Annotated in this window: 15 protein-coding genes; 3 read left to right on the top strand and 12 right to left on the bottom strand. The window is 39.9% G+C overall.

Annotated features, from left to right (window positions below):
• Positions 1 to 19 precede the first annotated feature (19 nt).
• Positions 20 to 895 carry a GGDEF domain-containing protein gene (locus tag HWV00_RS02880; protein ID WP_211684614.1) on the top strand — a complete coding sequence of 292 codons (876 nt, stop codon included), beginning with the start codon at positions 20 to 22 and terminating at the stop codon, positions 893 to 895.
• Between the two features lie 57 nt (positions 896 to 952).
• On the opposite strand, the gene HWV00_RS02875 is transcribed toward HWV00_RS02880, so the two are convergent.
• From HWV00_RS02875 to rplU, 7 genes are all read right to left on the bottom strand, one after another.
• Positions 953 to 3,283: a zinc/cadmium/mercury/lead-transporting ATPase gene (locus HWV00_RS02875; RefSeq protein ID WP_211684613.1), complete on the bottom strand. Its 2,331-nt coding sequence runs from the start codon at positions 3,281 to 3,283 to the stop codon at positions 953 to 955.
• Between the two features lie 203 nt (positions 3,284 to 3,486).
• Positions 3,487 to 4,113: an HD domain-containing protein gene (locus tag HWV00_RS02870; RefSeq protein WP_211684612.1), complete on the bottom strand. Its 627-nt coding sequence runs from the start codon at positions 4,111 to 4,113 to the stop codon at positions 3,487 to 3,489.
• Between the two features lie 47 nt (positions 4,114 to 4,160).
• Entirely contained in the window at positions 4,161 to 4,505 is a 345-nt protein-coding gene (locus HWV00_RS02865) for a helix-turn-helix transcriptional regulator (protein ID WP_211684611.1), read from the bottom strand.
• Between the two features lie 214 nt (positions 4,506 to 4,719).
• Positions 4,720 to 6,069: an NCS2 family permease gene (locus tag HWV00_RS02860; RefSeq protein ID WP_211684610.1), complete on the bottom strand. Its 1,350-nt coding sequence runs from the start codon at positions 6,067 to 6,069 to the stop codon at positions 4,720 to 4,722.
• Between the two features lie 414 nt (positions 6,070 to 6,483).
• Positions 6,484 to 7,665, bottom strand: coding sequence for an Obg family GTPase CgtA (cgtA, locus tag HWV00_RS02855; RefSeq protein ID WP_211684609.1), 1,182 nt, complete (start codon positions 7,663 to 7,665; stop codon positions 6,484 to 6,486).
• 276 nt (positions 7,666 to 7,941) lie between these two features.
• Positions 7,942 to 8,199, bottom strand: coding sequence for a 50S ribosomal protein L27 (gene rpmA, locus HWV00_RS02850; RefSeq protein WP_019441736.1), 258 nt, complete (start codon positions 8,197 to 8,199; stop codon positions 7,942 to 7,944).
• 16 nt (positions 8,200 to 8,215) lie between these two features.
• Positions 8,216 to 8,524: a 50S ribosomal protein L21 gene (rplU, locus tag HWV00_RS02845; protein ID WP_006034531.1), complete on the bottom strand. Its 309-nt coding sequence runs from the start codon at positions 8,522 to 8,524 to the stop codon at positions 8,216 to 8,218.
• 316 nt (positions 8,525 to 8,840) lie between these two features.
• Between rplU and ispB the strand changes: the two genes are divergently transcribed.
• On the top strand, positions 8,841 to 9,812 hold the full coding sequence (gene ispB, locus HWV00_RS02840) for an octaprenyl diphosphate synthase (protein WP_211684608.1): 972 nt from the start codon (positions 8,841 to 8,843) through the stop codon (positions 9,810 to 9,812).
• Positions 9,813 to 10,054: 242 nt separating this feature from the next.
• Here ispB and HWV00_RS02835 read toward each other — a convergent pair whose 3' ends face one another.
• The 5 genes from HWV00_RS02835 to HWV00_RS02815 all read right to left on the bottom strand — a co-directional run bounded on the left by HWV00_RS02835 (position 10,055) and on the right by HWV00_RS02815 (position 15,112).
• Positions 10,055 to 11,353 carry an adenylosuccinate synthase gene (locus tag HWV00_RS02835; RefSeq protein ID WP_211684607.1) on the bottom strand — a complete coding sequence of 433 codons (1,299 nt, stop codon included), beginning with the start codon at positions 11,351 to 11,353 and terminating at the stop codon, positions 10,055 to 10,057.
• Positions 11,354 to 11,503: 150 nt separating this feature from the next.
• Positions 11,504 to 11,686 carry a DUF2065 family protein gene (locus HWV00_RS02830; RefSeq protein ID WP_211684606.1) on the bottom strand — a complete coding sequence of 61 codons (183 nt, stop codon included), beginning with the start codon at positions 11,684 to 11,686 and terminating at the stop codon, positions 11,504 to 11,506.
• Positions 11,687 to 11,808: 122 nt separating this feature from the next.
• Complete coding sequence (gene brnQ, locus HWV00_RS02825) at positions 11,809 to 13,134, bottom strand: branched-chain amino acid transport system II carrier protein (protein WP_211684605.1); 1,326 nt, start codon at positions 13,132 to 13,134, stop codon at positions 11,809 to 11,811.
• 215 nt (positions 13,135 to 13,349) lie between these two features.
• Positions 13,350 to 14,093: a tRNA1(Val) (adenine(37)-N6)-methyltransferase gene (locus HWV00_RS02820; protein WP_211684604.1), complete on the bottom strand. Its 744-nt coding sequence runs from the start codon at positions 14,091 to 14,093 to the stop codon at positions 13,350 to 13,352.
• 50 nt (positions 14,094 to 14,143) lie between these two features.
• Positions 14,144 to 15,112 carry an inverse autotransporter beta domain-containing protein gene (locus tag HWV00_RS02815; protein ID WP_255554880.1) on the bottom strand — a complete coding sequence of 323 codons (969 nt, stop codon included), beginning with the start codon at positions 15,110 to 15,112 and terminating at the stop codon, positions 14,144 to 14,146.
• 321 nt (positions 15,113 to 15,433) lie between these two features.
• Between HWV00_RS02815 and srmB the strand changes: the two genes are divergently transcribed.
• Complete coding sequence (srmB, locus tag HWV00_RS02810; protein ID WP_211684603.1) at positions 15,434 to 16,699, top strand: ATP-dependent RNA helicase SrmB; 1,266 nt, start codon at positions 15,434 to 15,436, stop codon at positions 16,697 to 16,699.
• Positions 16,700 to 17,168 lie beyond the last annotated feature (469 nt).

The raw sequence follows: 17,168 nt of genomic DNA, 5'->3' as shown, positions 1-17,168 counted from the left end.
TTTTTTGACAGAGGTACAAATGGATAACGTAAGCATCATCAATACCCCTAAAATGCATACTAATTATGGACTTGCGATGCCAAGACGGCAACAAAAGTTAACGTCTGCACAAACCATTGCGACCTTAAAAAAATTACAAACTAGTTTAGACGTCGAATCCTTGTTACATAACTTTGCCGCCATAGCGGCACAACATGTCCAATTTACCGGTTTAAGCTTTACTGATGCGGTAAACAATATCCATATTAAGACAGATCAAACCGCCACGTTTCAACAAAATTATCATTTGTCGGTACAGGATAAAGATCTCGGCACGCTACTTTACAGCTCAACAAAACCATTAAAAATTAACGAACTCAGTTTATTAAAAGAACTACATCAACTATTAACAACAAACTTGATGCATGCGTTAATGCTGCAAGAAATGCAAATTCGCATTATGAAAGACCATTTAACAGGTCTTAATAATCGCGCGAGCTTTGATGAGAACATCCAACGTTCTTACAGTCTGTGTCAGCGTCATAAATCTAATATGGCACTACTCATTACAGATTTAGATGATTTCAAACGTATTAATGATACTTATGGTCATCAGTTTGGTGATCGTATTTTGAAACATTATGCGTATGTATTACAACGTAGTATTCGCAACAGTGATCTTGCATTTCGATTAGGCGGCGATGAGTTTGCGATTATCTTACAACCCGCTTCATCACAATCAACGGCATTAGTAATAGAACGTATTTATACCGAAATTAAAAATGACGTATTACTTAGTGAGTTCCATATTACCTCTGCGATTGGCTCGGCAACATGGCGATCTGGTGAAACGATAGAGAGCTTATTTAAAATTGCTGATGAAGATCTTTACAACAGTAAATTGAATAACAAATAAAAAAGCTCACCAAATTAAATTTGATGAGCTTTATAAGTATAGAGTAAAACGGTTTAATTATTTACGTAATAGTCTTAATGCATTCGCTGTCACTAAGGCAGTCGCCCCTGAATCAGCTAAAATAGCAACCCACAGACCTGTAAAGCCTAATAAAGTCGTCACTAAGAATACCGCTTTAAGTCCAACCGCTAAGGTAATATTTTGCTTAATATTAGCTAATGTAGCCTGACCTAAACCAACCATTTGTGGTAATTCAACTAAGCGATTATGCATTAAAGCAACATCCGCCGCTTCTAACGCAACATCCGTACCACCGCCCATCGCAATACCTAATTTCGAACTCTTCATCGCTGGTGCATCGTTAATACCATCACCAACCATCGCGGTATCTTTACCTTGATTAAGTTCACCGACAATACGCGATTTGTCTTCCGGTAATAGCTCTGCACGATATTCCATACCTAACGAATCAGCTATCACTTTAGCAGTACGACGGTTATCACCCGTTAGCATTACAGTGTTAATACCCAGTTTTTGCAATTCTTCAACAGCCTGACGCGCATCTTCACGGATACTATCAGCCAGTGCAACCAAGCCAATAACCTGTTCATTTTGTAGTACAACAACCGTTGTATTTCCGCCATTTTCAAGTTCTTCAATTGCACTACGTACTTCTGGTAATTGTGCTAACAAAGCAGTCATATGATGAGGTGCTAGCAGTTTAATGAGTTGCGTTTCACCTTCATCTTGAACTTCACCTTGCACACCCAAACCAGCTAATGTTTGATCATTCGTCACTGTTAATAGCCTAACTGACTTTTGTTCAGCATGCGATAATATCGCGGTTGCTAATGGGTGATTTGACGTTTGTTCAATGCTTGCTGCAAGCTGTAAAACCTTATTTTTATCATCAATAAAGCTAACCACACTTGTGACTTCAGGAACACCTTGCGTTAATGTACCGGTTTTATCAAAAGCAATCTGCTGAATGCGACCAATTTGCTCTAGTGCTGCACCGCCTTTCACTAATACACCACGTTTACTGGCTGCAGATAATGCCGATGTCACTGCAGCAGGTGTTGAAATTACTAATGCACAAGGACATGCAATCAAGAGTAATGTCAGACCTTTATAAACCCACTCAGTCCAATCTCCGCCAAATAATAATGGAGGCACAATCACAACAATTAATGCTAATAACATCATTGCAGGTGTGTACCAACGACTGAATCTATCAAGGAAACGTTCGATTGGGGCTTTGTTTTCTTCTGCTTCTTCAATCAGGTGTAAGATACGATCAATGGCGTTGTTACCAGACTCTGACACCACGCGTAATTGCGCAAGTCGGTTAACCGCTAGGCTACCCGCCATCACGATATCTTCAGCTTGATGTTCAACAGGAACAGATTCACCAGTTAATGCGCTTTCGTCAAAACTAATACCTGAAGATAATAAAGCGCCATCAGCTGGTAGACGATCTCCCGGTTTAATTTCAATAATATCACCCGGTTGTAGGTCACCAGCAGCAACGAGTACACGCTTGTCACCGACAATTTTAGTTGCCTCTTCCGGCACTAATGACATTAATGATTTAACACCTTTACGTGCCTTACCTGCGGCAAACGATTCCAGTTTCTCACCAATCATGAACAGTACTAATACCATCGCAGATTCAGCTGTTTCACCTAGAATAAGGGCACCAACAGTCGCCACTGACATTAGTGTTTCGATAGCAAACGGTGTACCTGAACGCGCTAATTTAATCGAGCGGTTAATAACAGGAATAACACCGAAAACGCTGGCAAAAGTAAATAACCATTGACTAGCATCACTGTTAAATTGAGTAAGGATCGCAGCAATAACGATAGCGCTCACGAGCGTTATTGCATGCCAATGCTCACGTAAGTTTTGTGATAGAGAATTATCTTCTTCAATGTTTGCCGCTTTTTTTCCCACTTCTTGTAACTTGAATCCAGCACTCACAACGGCATTAATCACGTCTTGCTTTATGCTATCAAGTGTATTGGTATTGCTATCTTTTTCGATATCAACAAGGAGCTTTTCGGTGGCAAATGCGACGCGGCATTGCTTAACTTGCGGTAATGCTTGAACGGCTTTTTCTACTTTACGGGCACAACTTGGGCAGTCCATGCCTGTAACTAACCAGGATAAACGAGCGGTTAAACTACTGGACTCAGGTTCCTCATCGTCAGCAATAACCTCGTTAGATTCTGAATTGGCACAGCAGGAATCACTACTTGCAGATGCAACATGATGCTCATCTGTATGTTGATGTTCGTGTACGTGTGTTTTGCTGTGATCACTGCCACAACATCCTTGATTTGATTTTTGTGCGACTGCTGTTGCAGTATTGCCTTTACATGACATGGGTTTATCCTCGTAAATAGAATTGAAGTTAGTAATATAAATAACAGTTAAAGCGTTCAAGCCAATTAACTTACATATAAATATATATTCATATTAACTTTCATTCAAGTGTCTTTACAAAAAAAAGCTAACCCATTCGTTATCCTTCACGAAAAATGAGTTAGCGGTCATGTTGTTAAACTATATATTTAGGTGTTAATACCCTACTCTTGCGTCAATAATTCTGACTGCAACTGCACTAAGAAATCGCGCATATAGATACTGCGTCGTTGTGCTTCTGCCTTTGCTGCCTGTGTTTGCATACTCTCGCCCAATGTAAGCAACTTAGTGAAGAAGTGATCAAGAGTATACACATCATCATTCGGTTCACGATCAACACACAATGGATCAATGCTGCTATACAACTGCCGATTAAGCTTGCCACCAACTAAAATACAGCGGGCAATACCAATCGCGCCCAGCGCATCCATACGATCAGCGTCTTGCAATATTTTAGCCTCAAGGCTTTCAGGTCTTATATTGGCGCTAAAGCTGTGTGCGACGATGGCATGATGAATTGCGCTAAGATATTGCGAGGGATAATTAATCTCTTGTAAGAACTCAACAGCGCGATCTGCGGCTAATAAAGATGCCTGCTTACGTTGCGGATGGTCTTTGGCAACAGAAACACAATCATGTAGCCAAGCTGCGGGTTCTAATACCGCTAGTTCAGCCCCTTCTCTTTTGCCAAGCTGTCTTGCTGTCGCAACAACACGTTCAATATGATCGATATCATGCGCACGATCAGCGCTACCAAGTTGTGTTAAAAATTCGATAAACAAATGTCGCATGATTCACTCTTTAAAATTAGGTCTATTAGATTAGGTTTAGGTAATTTTTAATGCTCAGTAACGTGACAGGCAAGATCGTGCACAACATGACGAATATGGTGATCATCAAGTCGGTATAATATCTGTTTACCTTGACGCTCCGAACGTAAAATACGCGCTTCACGTAGGTGGCGTAAATGGTGGCTGGTAAGCGATTGTGACATACCCGTTGCCGCAGATAGATCTGATACCGCGACAGGCCCGCCCATACAAGCAAGCACTAAACGTATACGTCCTTCATCGCCTAATAAGTGAAACAAATGCGCCAGTGAAGCAATGTGCTTATCATCTAACGCGGGTAGCTCTGCACTACATTGCGGTTCAGGGCAACATTGAGATTCTAATTTTGGCATTATGCCTCGCTTATAATTATTTGAAGTATCTGAAAGTGTAACACTTAAGATCCTAGGGGCAAGATCAAAAAATGCCAGCGTCATACAGGCGAATGGCGCGTAATCAGCTGGCATTTTTTCATATCAACGCTTCTATTACATTAGCGCTATCATATTGACAGTATCATCGTACTGTTGGCAAAGGTATTACCAACAGCAGAGATATAGGTTCAAATTAGATAAACGCTAGTTTTGCAATAAACACGATAGCAAGTACATTCATACCTAGAGATACGTCAGCAGAACGACCAGTAGCATGTTTAATGATAGCGAATGATAGGAAACCTAAGATGATACCATCAGCAATAGAGTACGTTAACGGCATCATGATTGCTGTGATTGCAGCAGGAACGTAGTCAGTGAACTCATCCCAGTTAACTTTATGCAGGCTACCAACCATTAAGAAAGCAACATAGATTAACGCGCCCGCAGTTGCGTAGCTTGGTACAATCTGAGCAATCGGTGCAAAGAACATTGCCGCTAAGAATAGTAGGCCAACAACAACAGCTGTTAAACCAGTACGACCACCTTCAGCAATACCCGCGTTACTTTCAATGTAGGTTGTTACTGGTGGGCAACCAATTACTGCACCTGCAACACTTGCAACACTGTCCGCAGTTAATGCTTTGTTTAGGTTTTCAATTTTGCCGTCTTTGTTATACATTTCTGCTTTTTCAGCAACACCAATCATGGTGCCAGCCGTATCAAACATGTTAACAAATAGGAATGCTAGGATGATACTCACCATAGATACGTCTAACGCACCCATCACATCCATTTGCATGAATGTTTTTGATAAGCCAGTTGGTAGTGATACTACTTGCTCAGGTAGACTAACTAGTCCCATTACCGCACTGATTGCAGTTGTAATAACAATACCGATTAATACCGCACCGAACACTTTACGTGTTGCTAAAATAGCGATAATTAAGAAACTTAGTGCACCTAAGATAACTTTAGGGTCATGGAAATTGCCTAGTGTTACCAACGTAGCTGGGCTTGCAGTGATGATACCCGCCGCTTTAAGACCGATGATACCTAAGAACAGACCAACACCTGCAGTCATTGCATAACGTAAGCTGCTTGGAATACTGTCGATGATCCAACCACGTAATTTAGTCACACTCATTAATACAAATACAATACTTGAAATGAATACTGCACCTAATGCAACTTCCCAAGTGTATTCCATGCCTTTTACAACGGCAAACGTGAAAAATGCGTTTAGACCCATACCCGGTGCTAGACCTACAGGCCAGTTCGCGTATAAACCCATAAAGATACAGCCAATCGCAGCACTTAGTGCAGTAGCAACGAATACCGCTTGGTAATCCATGCCAGCAATAGACATGATGTCAGGGTTAACAAATAGGATATAAGCCATGGTAACGAAAGTCGTTAAACCTGCCATTACTTCTGTTTTGATCGTGGTGTTATGTGCTTTTAGCTTAAACAACTTTTCCATTAAAGTCGCAAAAGCAGAAGTGTTCGTTGATGCAGGGGTAGACTGACTTGCAGAATTCATTAAGGTACTCACTTTTGGCTTTGTTCATCTTACTCACTGTAAACAGCGGCTGTTTGTACTTATTGCTCTTTCATGCAACTGATAGATACAAACTAAGATGACTGGCTTTTAGTAAATGGCTGTCGCGTAGCGGAAAAGTGGTAAGTTCTAAGCTGACAATTACTAAATAACCGGATTTAAAATAATAGGTAATCATTACCTGCTTGGTTCATATTATGAACGGGCCGGATTATCTGCTAATTGAAGCTAAATTGGAAGTTTTTTGTCAAAAAACTCTAATCTTATTAGGTAAAACCATGATTTCAGAGCATTTAGTGTAGCAAGTGCCTAAAAGTATAATTTTAGTTAAAAAAATACCAGCGCTAGGCTGGTATTTTCAATGTAAAATCTTATAAGATCAATGTCTTAGTATGATTAGTCACGAGCATAGATAACGTGGCCGTCATCTTCTTCGTCCCAATCATCCCAGTCATCATCATCATCGCCGTCTTCGATAACTGCGTGATTTGCAATTTGATCTTTATGGTATTCATCCCATAAGAAACCAACATCGCCATCATCTTCCACAGGCATTTCGATTTTCGGACGAGGCATAGATTCAATTTGTTCCATCATTGCGCGAACAAGATCTTTCGTGCCAATGCCACTTGAAGCAGACATTGTATGAACTTCGCCTTCCCAATTAATCGCTTCCACAACGTTTTTAATTGTTTCTTCAGCTTCGTCATCTAATACAAGATCGGTTTTGTTAAATACTAACCAACATGTTTTAGCAGCAAGTTTAGTGCTGTATTTTTCCAATTCGCTAACAATAACTTTTGCGTTGTCTACTGGATCACTCATGTTCTCAGGTAATAGGTCAACAATGTGAACCATTAAACGACAACGTTCTAAGTGACGTAGGAAACGGATACCTAGGCCAGCACCATCAGAAGCACCTTCAATAAGACCTGGAATATCGGCAACTACAAAGCTACGCTCTGGACTTGCACTTACTACACCTAGGTTAGGTACTAATGTTGTAAACGGATAGTTTGCTACTTTTGGTTTCGCAGCAGAAATTGCACGAATAAAAGTAGACTTACCAGCATTTGGTAAACCTAATAAACCAACATCAGCAAGTAGCATTAGTTCTAAACGTAAGTTACGAACTTCACCTGGCGTACCTAGCGTCTTTTGACGAGGCGCGCGGTTTACACTACTTTTAAAACGTGTGTTACCAAGGCCGTGGAAACCAGCTTTAGCAACCATTTTACGTTGACCGTGCATAACAAGATCGGCAATAACTTCACCAGTATCGTCATCTGCTACACGCGTACCAACAGGAACACGTAAAGTGATATCTTCACCACGAGCACCAGTTTGATCTTTTGGACGACCATTCTCACCACGTTCAGCTTTATGGAAGCGGACAAAACGAAAATCGACTAGCGTATTTAAGTTTTCATCTGCAATCATATATACATGACCGCCATCGCCGCCGTCACCACCATCAGGGCCGCCACGAGCAACATATTTTTCACGGCGGAAGCTTACACAACCACTGCCGCCATCACCGGCTTCAACTTTGATTCGGGTTTCATCTACAAATTTCATTTCGCTATCGCTCCTACAAATTAGGAATGCAGTTAGTTGCACGGATTAACTAATCAAACACAGATGTCATACTCACCATCAGGTGAATTAATTAATCCGTGCAACTATCAACTTTTAATGGAGTCTAATGACTAAGCAAGCTTAACCAGCTTGTATGGGCCAATAATCTCTCTCAATGTTTACTATTTTATTATCTTTTATTACTAATATTAATTTTAGCAATAAAAAAACCCCGCCATATAGGCGGGGTTTTAAAATTCTTAGTTTGTACTGAAATTATTCAGCTACAATGCTAATGAACTTACGGTTTTGTGGTCCTTTAACTTCGAACTGCACTTTACCGCTAGCTTTAGCGAATAGAGTGTGGTCACGACCACAACCTACGTTTGTACCAGCGTGGAATTTAGTACCACGTTGACGAACTAGAATGTTACCCGCAAGAACTGATTCACCACCAAAGCGCTTAACACCTAAGCGTTTACTTTCTGAATCACGACCGTTGTTGGTACTACCACCAGCTTTTTTATGTGCCATCTTTTAGTACTCCTAATTAAGCGATTTTAGTAATCTTAACTTCTGTAAACCATTGACGGTGACCCATCTGTTTACGAGAGTGCTTACGACGACGGAACTTAAGGATTTTAACCTTGTCCGCACGACCATGAGATACCACTTCAGCAGTGATTTTCTTACCTTCAAGGTAAGGTGCGCCAACTTCGATATTCTCGCCGTTAGCTACCATTAATACTTCGTTAAATTCGATGCTTGAACCAGCTTCAACGTCTAGAAGTTCTAGACGAAGAGTTTGACCTTCAGCAACACGGTGTTGTTTACCACCGCTAAGGAAAACAGCGTACATGTTTTCTGACTCCGATCCGTGTCCAACTTGCCTTAGGCAGCGACACGTCATAATAATTTATAACAATGGCGCGAATTCTACTCAAAACTTCCCGGTTAGGCAAGCGCATTTTCAAAATAAATATAAATAAGCTAGAAACTAGTGCATCCCTGTCGCTTAATCCTTTCGGCAATTATAATTTAGTGTACAATTACGACATAAATTTGACGAGGATTTTACCTTACCAGACACTACCAAAATAGAGTTACGGTTCTATATAAGTATTGATAGTGTTTAAAGTCGTCATACAACTATAAAAGCACGGAACTTATTACACATGGACATAAAAGCCATTCAAGCGTTATCGAAACAAGATATGGACGCTGTCAATGAACTCATTTTAGATCGACTGCAATCGGATGTTGCCCTCGTAAATCAAGTGGGTTATTACATTGTAAATGGTGGCGGTAAGCGCATTCGTCCACTAATCGCAACGTTAAGTGCTCGCGCATTAGGTTATCAGGGGCAACAGCATGTTGATGTAGCTGCTATCATCGAATTTATTCATACTTCTACATTACTGCATGATGACGTCGTTGATGAATCAGATATGCGTCGTGGTCGTGAAACTGCGAATGCTGCATTTGGCAATGCCGCAAGTGTATTAGTTGGTGACTTCCTATACTCTCGCTCTTTCCAAATGATGGCGAAACTTCAAAACAGTAGAATTATCGATATTTTATCTGATGCAACCAATGTGATTGCTGAAGGTGAAGTATTACAACTAATGAATTGTAATGACGCAGACACTGACGAAAAACGTTATATGGATGTCATCTACTACAAAACAGCCAAGCTATTTGAAGCGGCGACTCAGCTTGCAGCGGTTATCTCAGATCAGCCAGCAGACATCGAACAAGCGATGATTGATTATGGTGTACATTTAGGTGCTGCATTCCAACTTATCGATGATGTGATGGACTACACTGCCGATGCACAAGAAATGGGTAAAAATGTCGGTGACGACCTTGCAGAAGGCAAACCAACATTACCGCTTATTCATGCAATGCAAAATGGTACTGAGCAAGAAGCATTGATGATACGAGAAGCTATCGAAAAAATGAATGGCATGGATAACCTTGATGAAATTCTGGCTATTCTTGAGCGTAACGGTTCTCTTAACTATTGCTTTGATAAAGCACAACAAGAAGCTGAATTAGCCGTTAAATCAATTGCTGTACTACCTGAATCAGAATACAAGCAAGCGCTTATCTCATTGGCCTATATTGCAGCAAACAGAAATAATTAACACACCCATTATTAACGCGAAGAAACAAAGTTAATCTGGAAGTAATCAGTTTAGATACTAAAAAGCCGCATGAATTATCATGCGGCTTTTTTGTATCTAAAATTCAAAAAACTAAACTTATCCGACCGTAAAATCATTAGCTCATAAAAATAACTAAATCATCATGCCGCTAACGTTAATAAATTCAGGTATAAAAAAGGCCGCAACAGCGACCTTTTATTTATCAGTTTAACCAGACAGACTTATACGTCGTATGGGTTAACTAATACCATTGTTTCGTTACGATCTGGGCCAGTTGATACGATATGAATTGGCACGCCCGTAATTTCTTCAATGCGCTTGATGTAAGCGATTGCAGCTTCTGGAAGTTGCTCTAGAGAAGTAGCACCGTATGTTACGTCGCTCCAACCAGGCATTTCTTCGTATACAGGTTCAACAAGTTCATAACCGTCAGCAGCCATAGGTGGCACGTCAAGGATTGAACCGTCTTGTTGCATGTAGCCAGTACAGATTTTCAACGTTTCTAAACCGTCTAGTACGTCTAGTTTAGTTAAGCAGAAACCTGTGATGCTGTTTAACTGGATTGCACGTTTCATTGCAACTGCGTCAAACCAACCACAACGACGTTCACGTCCTGTAGTTGCGCCAAACTCATGGCCTTTAGTACCTAGGTGGTTACCGATTTCATCGTCAAGTTCAGTTGGGAATGGACCAGAACCAACACGTGTAGTGTAAGCTTTAGTAATACCAAGAACATAATCGATGTGACATGGACCAAAACCACTACCAGTAGCAACGCCACCTGCAGTTGTGTTTGATGATGTTACATACGGGTAAGTACCGTGATCGATATCTAGTAATGTACCTTGAGCACCTTCAAACATGATGTCATCACCGCGGCGACGTGCATCATCAAGAAGTGAAGTTACGTCTACGATCATGTCTAGTAGGATAGGTGCAACTTCGTGCATCTGTGCTAGAACATCTTCGTAGCTTACTTCAGGTTCATTATAGTAATGCTGTAGTTGGAAGTTATGGTATTCCATTACTTCTTTCAATTTAACAGCAAATTGTTCCATGTTGAATAGATCGCCAACACGTAAACCACGACGCGCTACTTTATCTTCGTAAGCTGGACCGATACCACGACCAGTTGTACCAATAGCTTTTTTGCCACGTGCTTTTTCACGAGCAGCATCTAAAGATACATGATACGGTAGGATTAGCGGACACGCTTCACTGATAAGCATACGCTCACGAGCAGGAATACCACGCTCTTCAAGCATTTTAACTTCAGTCATTAACGCATCTGGCGCTAGAACTACACCATTACCAATGATACATTTTACGTTTGAACGTAAAATACCAGATGGAATTAAGTGAAGAACTGTTTTTTCACCATTGATTACTAGTGTATGACCAGCATTGTGACCACCTTGGTAGCGCACAACATATTTAGCTCTGTCAGTTAGTAGATCAACTACTTTACCTTTACCTTCGTCACCCCATTGAGTGCCGAGAATAACTACATTCTTTCCCATGATACCGTCGCGGTTGTTGGTTAAAAGAGGATTCTAGCAAAATTTAAATCAAAATGTTTAAAAAATTTGATATCAATCTCATTAAAATCGGAAAATATAACTTTACTTATTGTTCTGCTGTACAAAAATTTGTTCTGCTGTACAAAAAAATTACAACATAAACAATAATATGGTGCCAGTTACAACTAAGCAACCAGCATATTTACGTACTTTGTCAGCAGGTTGTTGGCTAATGATAGTAAGCATTTGCTGCCACTGTTTAGGTACCAACATCGGCATTATACCTTCGATGATAAATACAATCGCTAATGCTAACCACAGTTCATTACCCATCAAACCACCTCATTATAGTGCGACTAAACGTAAGCACCAAAAAAAAATCATAAAAAATCCGCTCTCTCAGGAACGGATTTTTAATTAGCCTAACCAAATCTCATTTAGAGCATATGTTCAAACTATTTTGCAGTCGCTGTATTCACACTTGTTTGTGGGCGCATTACAAAAATCGACACTATGATAGCAAGAGTTGTAGGTAATACCCAAGCTAAACCTTGATCAAATAGTGGTAAAAATTCAAAACCGCTCATTGCCAAGCCTGCTACCTTCATGCCATCTAATACACCAAACATGAATGCAACAACCATCACTAAACGGAATGCAAACTGTGGATTAGGGAAACGCTCTTGCAATAAGATAAGCGCAACAATCGCAATCGCAAGTGGATATACAGCAAATAATACCGGTACAGAAATACTGATCAGTTGTGATAAACCAACATTCGCAACAATCGCGCACACGATGCAGTTAATGATAACTAACATTTTGTATGACCATTGTGGCTTTAATTCGTGGAAGAACTCTGCAACCGCACTTGCTAGGCCTACAGCCGTAGTTAAACACGCTAATGTCACTACTGCAGCCAGAATGTATTGACCAGGCATACCAAATAACGCTTGAACATAAGTTGCTAAGATCATAGCACCATTAACGTCAGCACCAACGGCAATAAGAGATTGGCTCGTCGCACCTAAATAGAACAGTGAAATATAAACAAATGCAAGACCAGCAGCAGCGATAGAACCAGCCATCACTAAATACTTAAATTGACCTTCTTTATCCGTTACGCCTTTGCTTTTAAGTACGTTGATAATCAACATACCAAACATTAACGACGCAAACGTATCCATGGTGTTATAACCTTCAAGGAAACCTTTAGTAAATGGGCTCTCGATATACGCTTCACGTGCAAGACCGATCTCACCTTGTGGCATGATAAATACCGCAATAGCTAAAACAGTTAATAATGCAATTAATGCCGGAGTTAAAATCTTACCGATATTATCAATTAACTTACCTTGGCTCAGTGAGAAGTAAGCAGTGATAATGAAGAACGTAATAGAATACAACGCTAATGTTGTATCATTAGCCGCATCACCTAGGAAAGGTTTAATACCCATCTCATAAGCAACAAGGCTCGTTCTTGGCGCTGCAAACGCAGGACCTATAATGACATAAATCGCCACAGCAATTGCAGTTGCAGCCATTGCAGGTAAAAAACGTGTCATGGTAATTAAACCACCACCCGCTTTCGCGACTGCAATTATCGTAATCAGTGGCAAACCTACAGCAGTGACAAGGAAACCAAACATTGCAGGCATAAATGATTGCCCAGCAAGGTTACCTGCTAAAGGTGGAAAAATGATATTACCAGCGCCCAAAAAGAAGGCAAATGTCATAAAACCGATGGCTAAAACATCAGCTGTTTTTAACTTTATAGTCATTAATATACTCTCTGCTTAGATATTGTTGTGTGTTCATTTATCAACTTCTTCCGTGAAGTAAGCATGGAGAAATCAACTCCCCCAGCCGGTGTAGCACAAAGTATTATAATTATATTCTTTTGAAGAATTTTGTATTAGCCACTCACCCGTTAATGATTGATACTAACAATCTGGTAATTAAGTGCAAGCGTAAATCCGACCTAGATATAATGAAACTACATGTTTAAATAAAAATCTTTAGTGATTAATTGATAATCATTCGAGTAGCTACCGTCGGGATTATGAACAGTAAGCGACTGTTCTTCCAGTGTAGAATTACCACGACTGATACTCATTAGCATGCGTTTGTAAGGCTTTGTAGGCGTGGTTTTTATATTTAGGCAACTTATTTGTAAATTACCCAATTGTTGGCAATAAGTAACAAGTTCACAACCTGAATCATAAGGCAATACAAGCGCAATACGACCATTAGGTGCTAATAACTCTAGCGCACAACTAACCAATTCTTGGTGGGTTAAACTGCCTGTATGTCTCGCCGTTTTACGGGCGTCATCAGCAAAATATTGGCCGTGAACAAAATAAGGAGGGTTAGAAACAATAAGATCAAATTTAGCAGCTTCTACTTTATATTCCTGAGTGAAAGCCTGCAACGCAACATGTTTAACTGTAATTAATGAAGGCCATGGTGAGTTATCTACATTGCGTTTAGCTTGCTGACATGCAGACTCATCGATATCAATTGCGACTGCTTGTATATTGCCTTCGCAACGTTGGGCTAACATCAAGCTGATAAGGCCCGAACCAGTGCCAATATCAAGTGCTTTCAATGGCACTGATGATGGCATGTTTACCTTAGTCCAGCCACCGAGTAAAATACCATCAGTGCCGACTTTCATCGCACAATCAGCATGTGAAACATGAAATTGCTTGAAGCTAAACCCGTCATTTTTATTTGTCACTGTGTTCCCCACACTTTATCTGCGCGTATAACGATGACGGGTACTTTACACTAGTTTCCAGTACGCGGAAGTACTTTAGAACGCGAGAATGGAATCATTTGATGCATAGAAAAATCACTATCTAAAATAAGTTCGAGCTGTTCATTAAATGGACGCCACGGATCATAATTGAAGTAAAGGTAGACACCATAGCCAACTTCATGATCTTTCACTTTTGTCGCTTCAACACCAAATTGTAATAATGGGATTGGCGTGTAATCAAGCCCCGCAGTCAATTTATTACTATTATTCGTTGGGTCATAATCCTCAGTCACTTGAATATCATCACCAAAAAAGTATTCAAACGAACTATGGAATTGTAAAGTGGGAGTAATTGCCCCTTCAGCACGAATATCCATACTGTTAACTAAGTCATCTTCACTGCCTTTACCTGATAATGGAAAATAAATATTCGATGACAGATTGAAGATATAATTCGGATCATCATATTTAGCACCCACCGATAAACGATGATTTCCCGAGTTTAATTCTACGTCCCAAAATGCGTTAACACCCACACCGATAAGGCTATCTTCAGGTAATACACCAATGCCGTTAGAAATTAACACATCATCATTTTTGTAATCTACATTTGCTTGCCAAACGAGATCATCGGTAAAAACATTATCGACAACGTAATCTATACCAGGATTATTAGCTAAAGAAGTACCATGTCTATCATAGTCTTCATAGTTACTGTGTAACTGTAAGCCAAAGCTAATATTAGAATAAAGAGGTTCAGGAAATAGAAAGGGTTCAAATGCAGGTTCTTCTGGCTCTTCTACAACAGGTTTTGGCTTTCGCTGCTCTTCACCGCCAAGATGTCCACGCTGTTTACCCCAGTAACCTTTGTTGGAAATTTTATCGTCATTTTCAGAATAGTATTTATCATCAGCGGCATGAATCGGAATAGATAAAACAGAAAATAGCACAATAGAAGATAATGCAACTAGCCGAGGGATACCAAGTGAGAAAATCAATCTGAACACCTTAAATGTAATTAATATAGAGTAAGATAGCACCAATGAAAATATCAGGCCAATGAATAATACCAACAAGTAAGTAGGCAATATTCAATAATAGACATGATTAACCTAAAGCACGGGTTAACTTACTTAAAAAGAAAAATAAACAGTATTATAATAACAATTATTTAAACGCTAGAGTAGAAAACAAATACCCTCAAGCCTCCATATCTGCCATAATGGCTGATTAACGATCAAAAATTTGACGTGTCATTGTTCCAATATTGTAAATGATAACTTCATCTTCCTTTTTAACCTCTTGTTATACGGTGTTTTATGGACTTCGAAAGTCTCGATCTAGACCCTGAATTAATTGCAGCACTTACTGATAATAATCTTGTTCAACCAACATTGATTCAACAGCAAGTATTGCCAACTGCCATGGAAGGTAGAGATATCCTTGCATCTGCACCGACAGGTACAGGTAAAACGCTGGCGTTTTTATTACCAGCTGTTCAGCATCTGCTTGACTTTCCACGTCGTGAATTAGGTCCTGGACGAGTACTGATTTTGACGCCAACGCGAGAACTCGCGAGTCAAGTATTCCAACAAGCTAAAATGCTAGCTGCCTATACTGATCATAAAGTATCGATGGTAACGGGTGGTGTTGATTACGCACTACACGCTGAAGTACTAAAAAATAGCCTTGATATTGTCATTGCTACACCAGGTCGCTTACTAGAATACATCCGTCGTGATGCATTTGAATGTGCAGCCGTTGAAGTACTAATCTTAGACGAAGCCGACCGTATGTTAGATATGGGCTTCTATGAAGACGTGAAAAAAATCACTGATGAAATGACTCGTCGTCAACAAACAATGCTATTTTCTGCAACCCTAGAAGGTCGTGGTATTGAGCGTTTTGCTGAAGAACTATTGAAAGAGCCAGCTGAATTTACAGCGAATCCTTCACGTAAAGAAAAAGCAAAAATTCATCAATTCATGCATTACGTTGATGACCACGCACACAAGCAAGCTTTGCTAGTGCACTGGTTACGTGATGAGAGCACAACTCGTTCTATCGTGTTTGTAAAAACCCGTGAACGTTTAGCTGACTTAGTTAGCTACTTACAATCTCAGGGTATCCCGTGTGCTTATTTACGTGGTGAGATGGATCAAGCAAAACGTACTCGTTCATTAAATCAATTTAAAAACGATAAAGTAAAAGTACTGATTGCTACTGACGTTGCCGCTCGCGGTATTGACGTTCAGGATGTAAGTCACGTATTTAACTTTGATTTACCACGTAGTGCTGAAGTGTATGTTCACCGTATTGGTCGTACTGCACGTGCTGGTAAAAAAGGTACAGCAATTTCATTAGTTGAAGCGCATGATCTACGTATTTTTGGTAAAATCGAACGTTACACTGAAGAAACGATTAAACGTCGTGTAATTCAAGGTTTGAAACCAAACAATAAAATTGCAGTATCGAAAACGAAGAAAAAAGCAAAAGTAGCCGCAACTGGTAAAAATAAAGCATCAGCAAAAGCGAAACTTAAAGCTAAGAAACGTATCAAGAAGAATAAGTCTAAAAGTAAATAGTCGCTCCAAGAACGATAATTTAAATTAGCAAAATCAAAAGGCGTTAAATTTGTTTAACGCCTTTTTTATATCTACATTTTACATCTAGATATTAAATGTAGATATTAATGGCTAACGATCTGAGGTTAGTTATAAAGCTAAACATACAATGAATTCTGTCATGTATAGGCTAATAAGAAGTATCAATAATGGGAGATGTCGTAGGCAGAACGCCAAAATAAACGATTTATTAAATTCCAGATATAGAAAAGGCGGCACACTGTGCCGCCCTAAAGTCTATACTTTCAATCCGTGAAACTTGTAGCAACCCTGCTAAATCCTGACTCTATTTATTCCGTTAAATTTCCACTTCCCAATCCGTCGGAGTGTCCTTTTGCCTTCCTAGCACAACAAATCGATCCTGATTTATTTCTGTGTTACATCCTATAACATAATCCTTTGGTCTTCTTCCTGAAGCTGTCCTTGTGTC

It is taken from the genome of Moritella sp. 24, from assembly GCF_018219155.1.
Classification (GTDB): Bacteria; Pseudomonadota; Gammaproteobacteria; order Enterobacterales; family Moritellaceae; genus Moritella.
The sequence above is the reverse complement of the archived record's forward strand: the minus strand, read 5'-3'. Positions and strand labels throughout refer to the sequence as shown.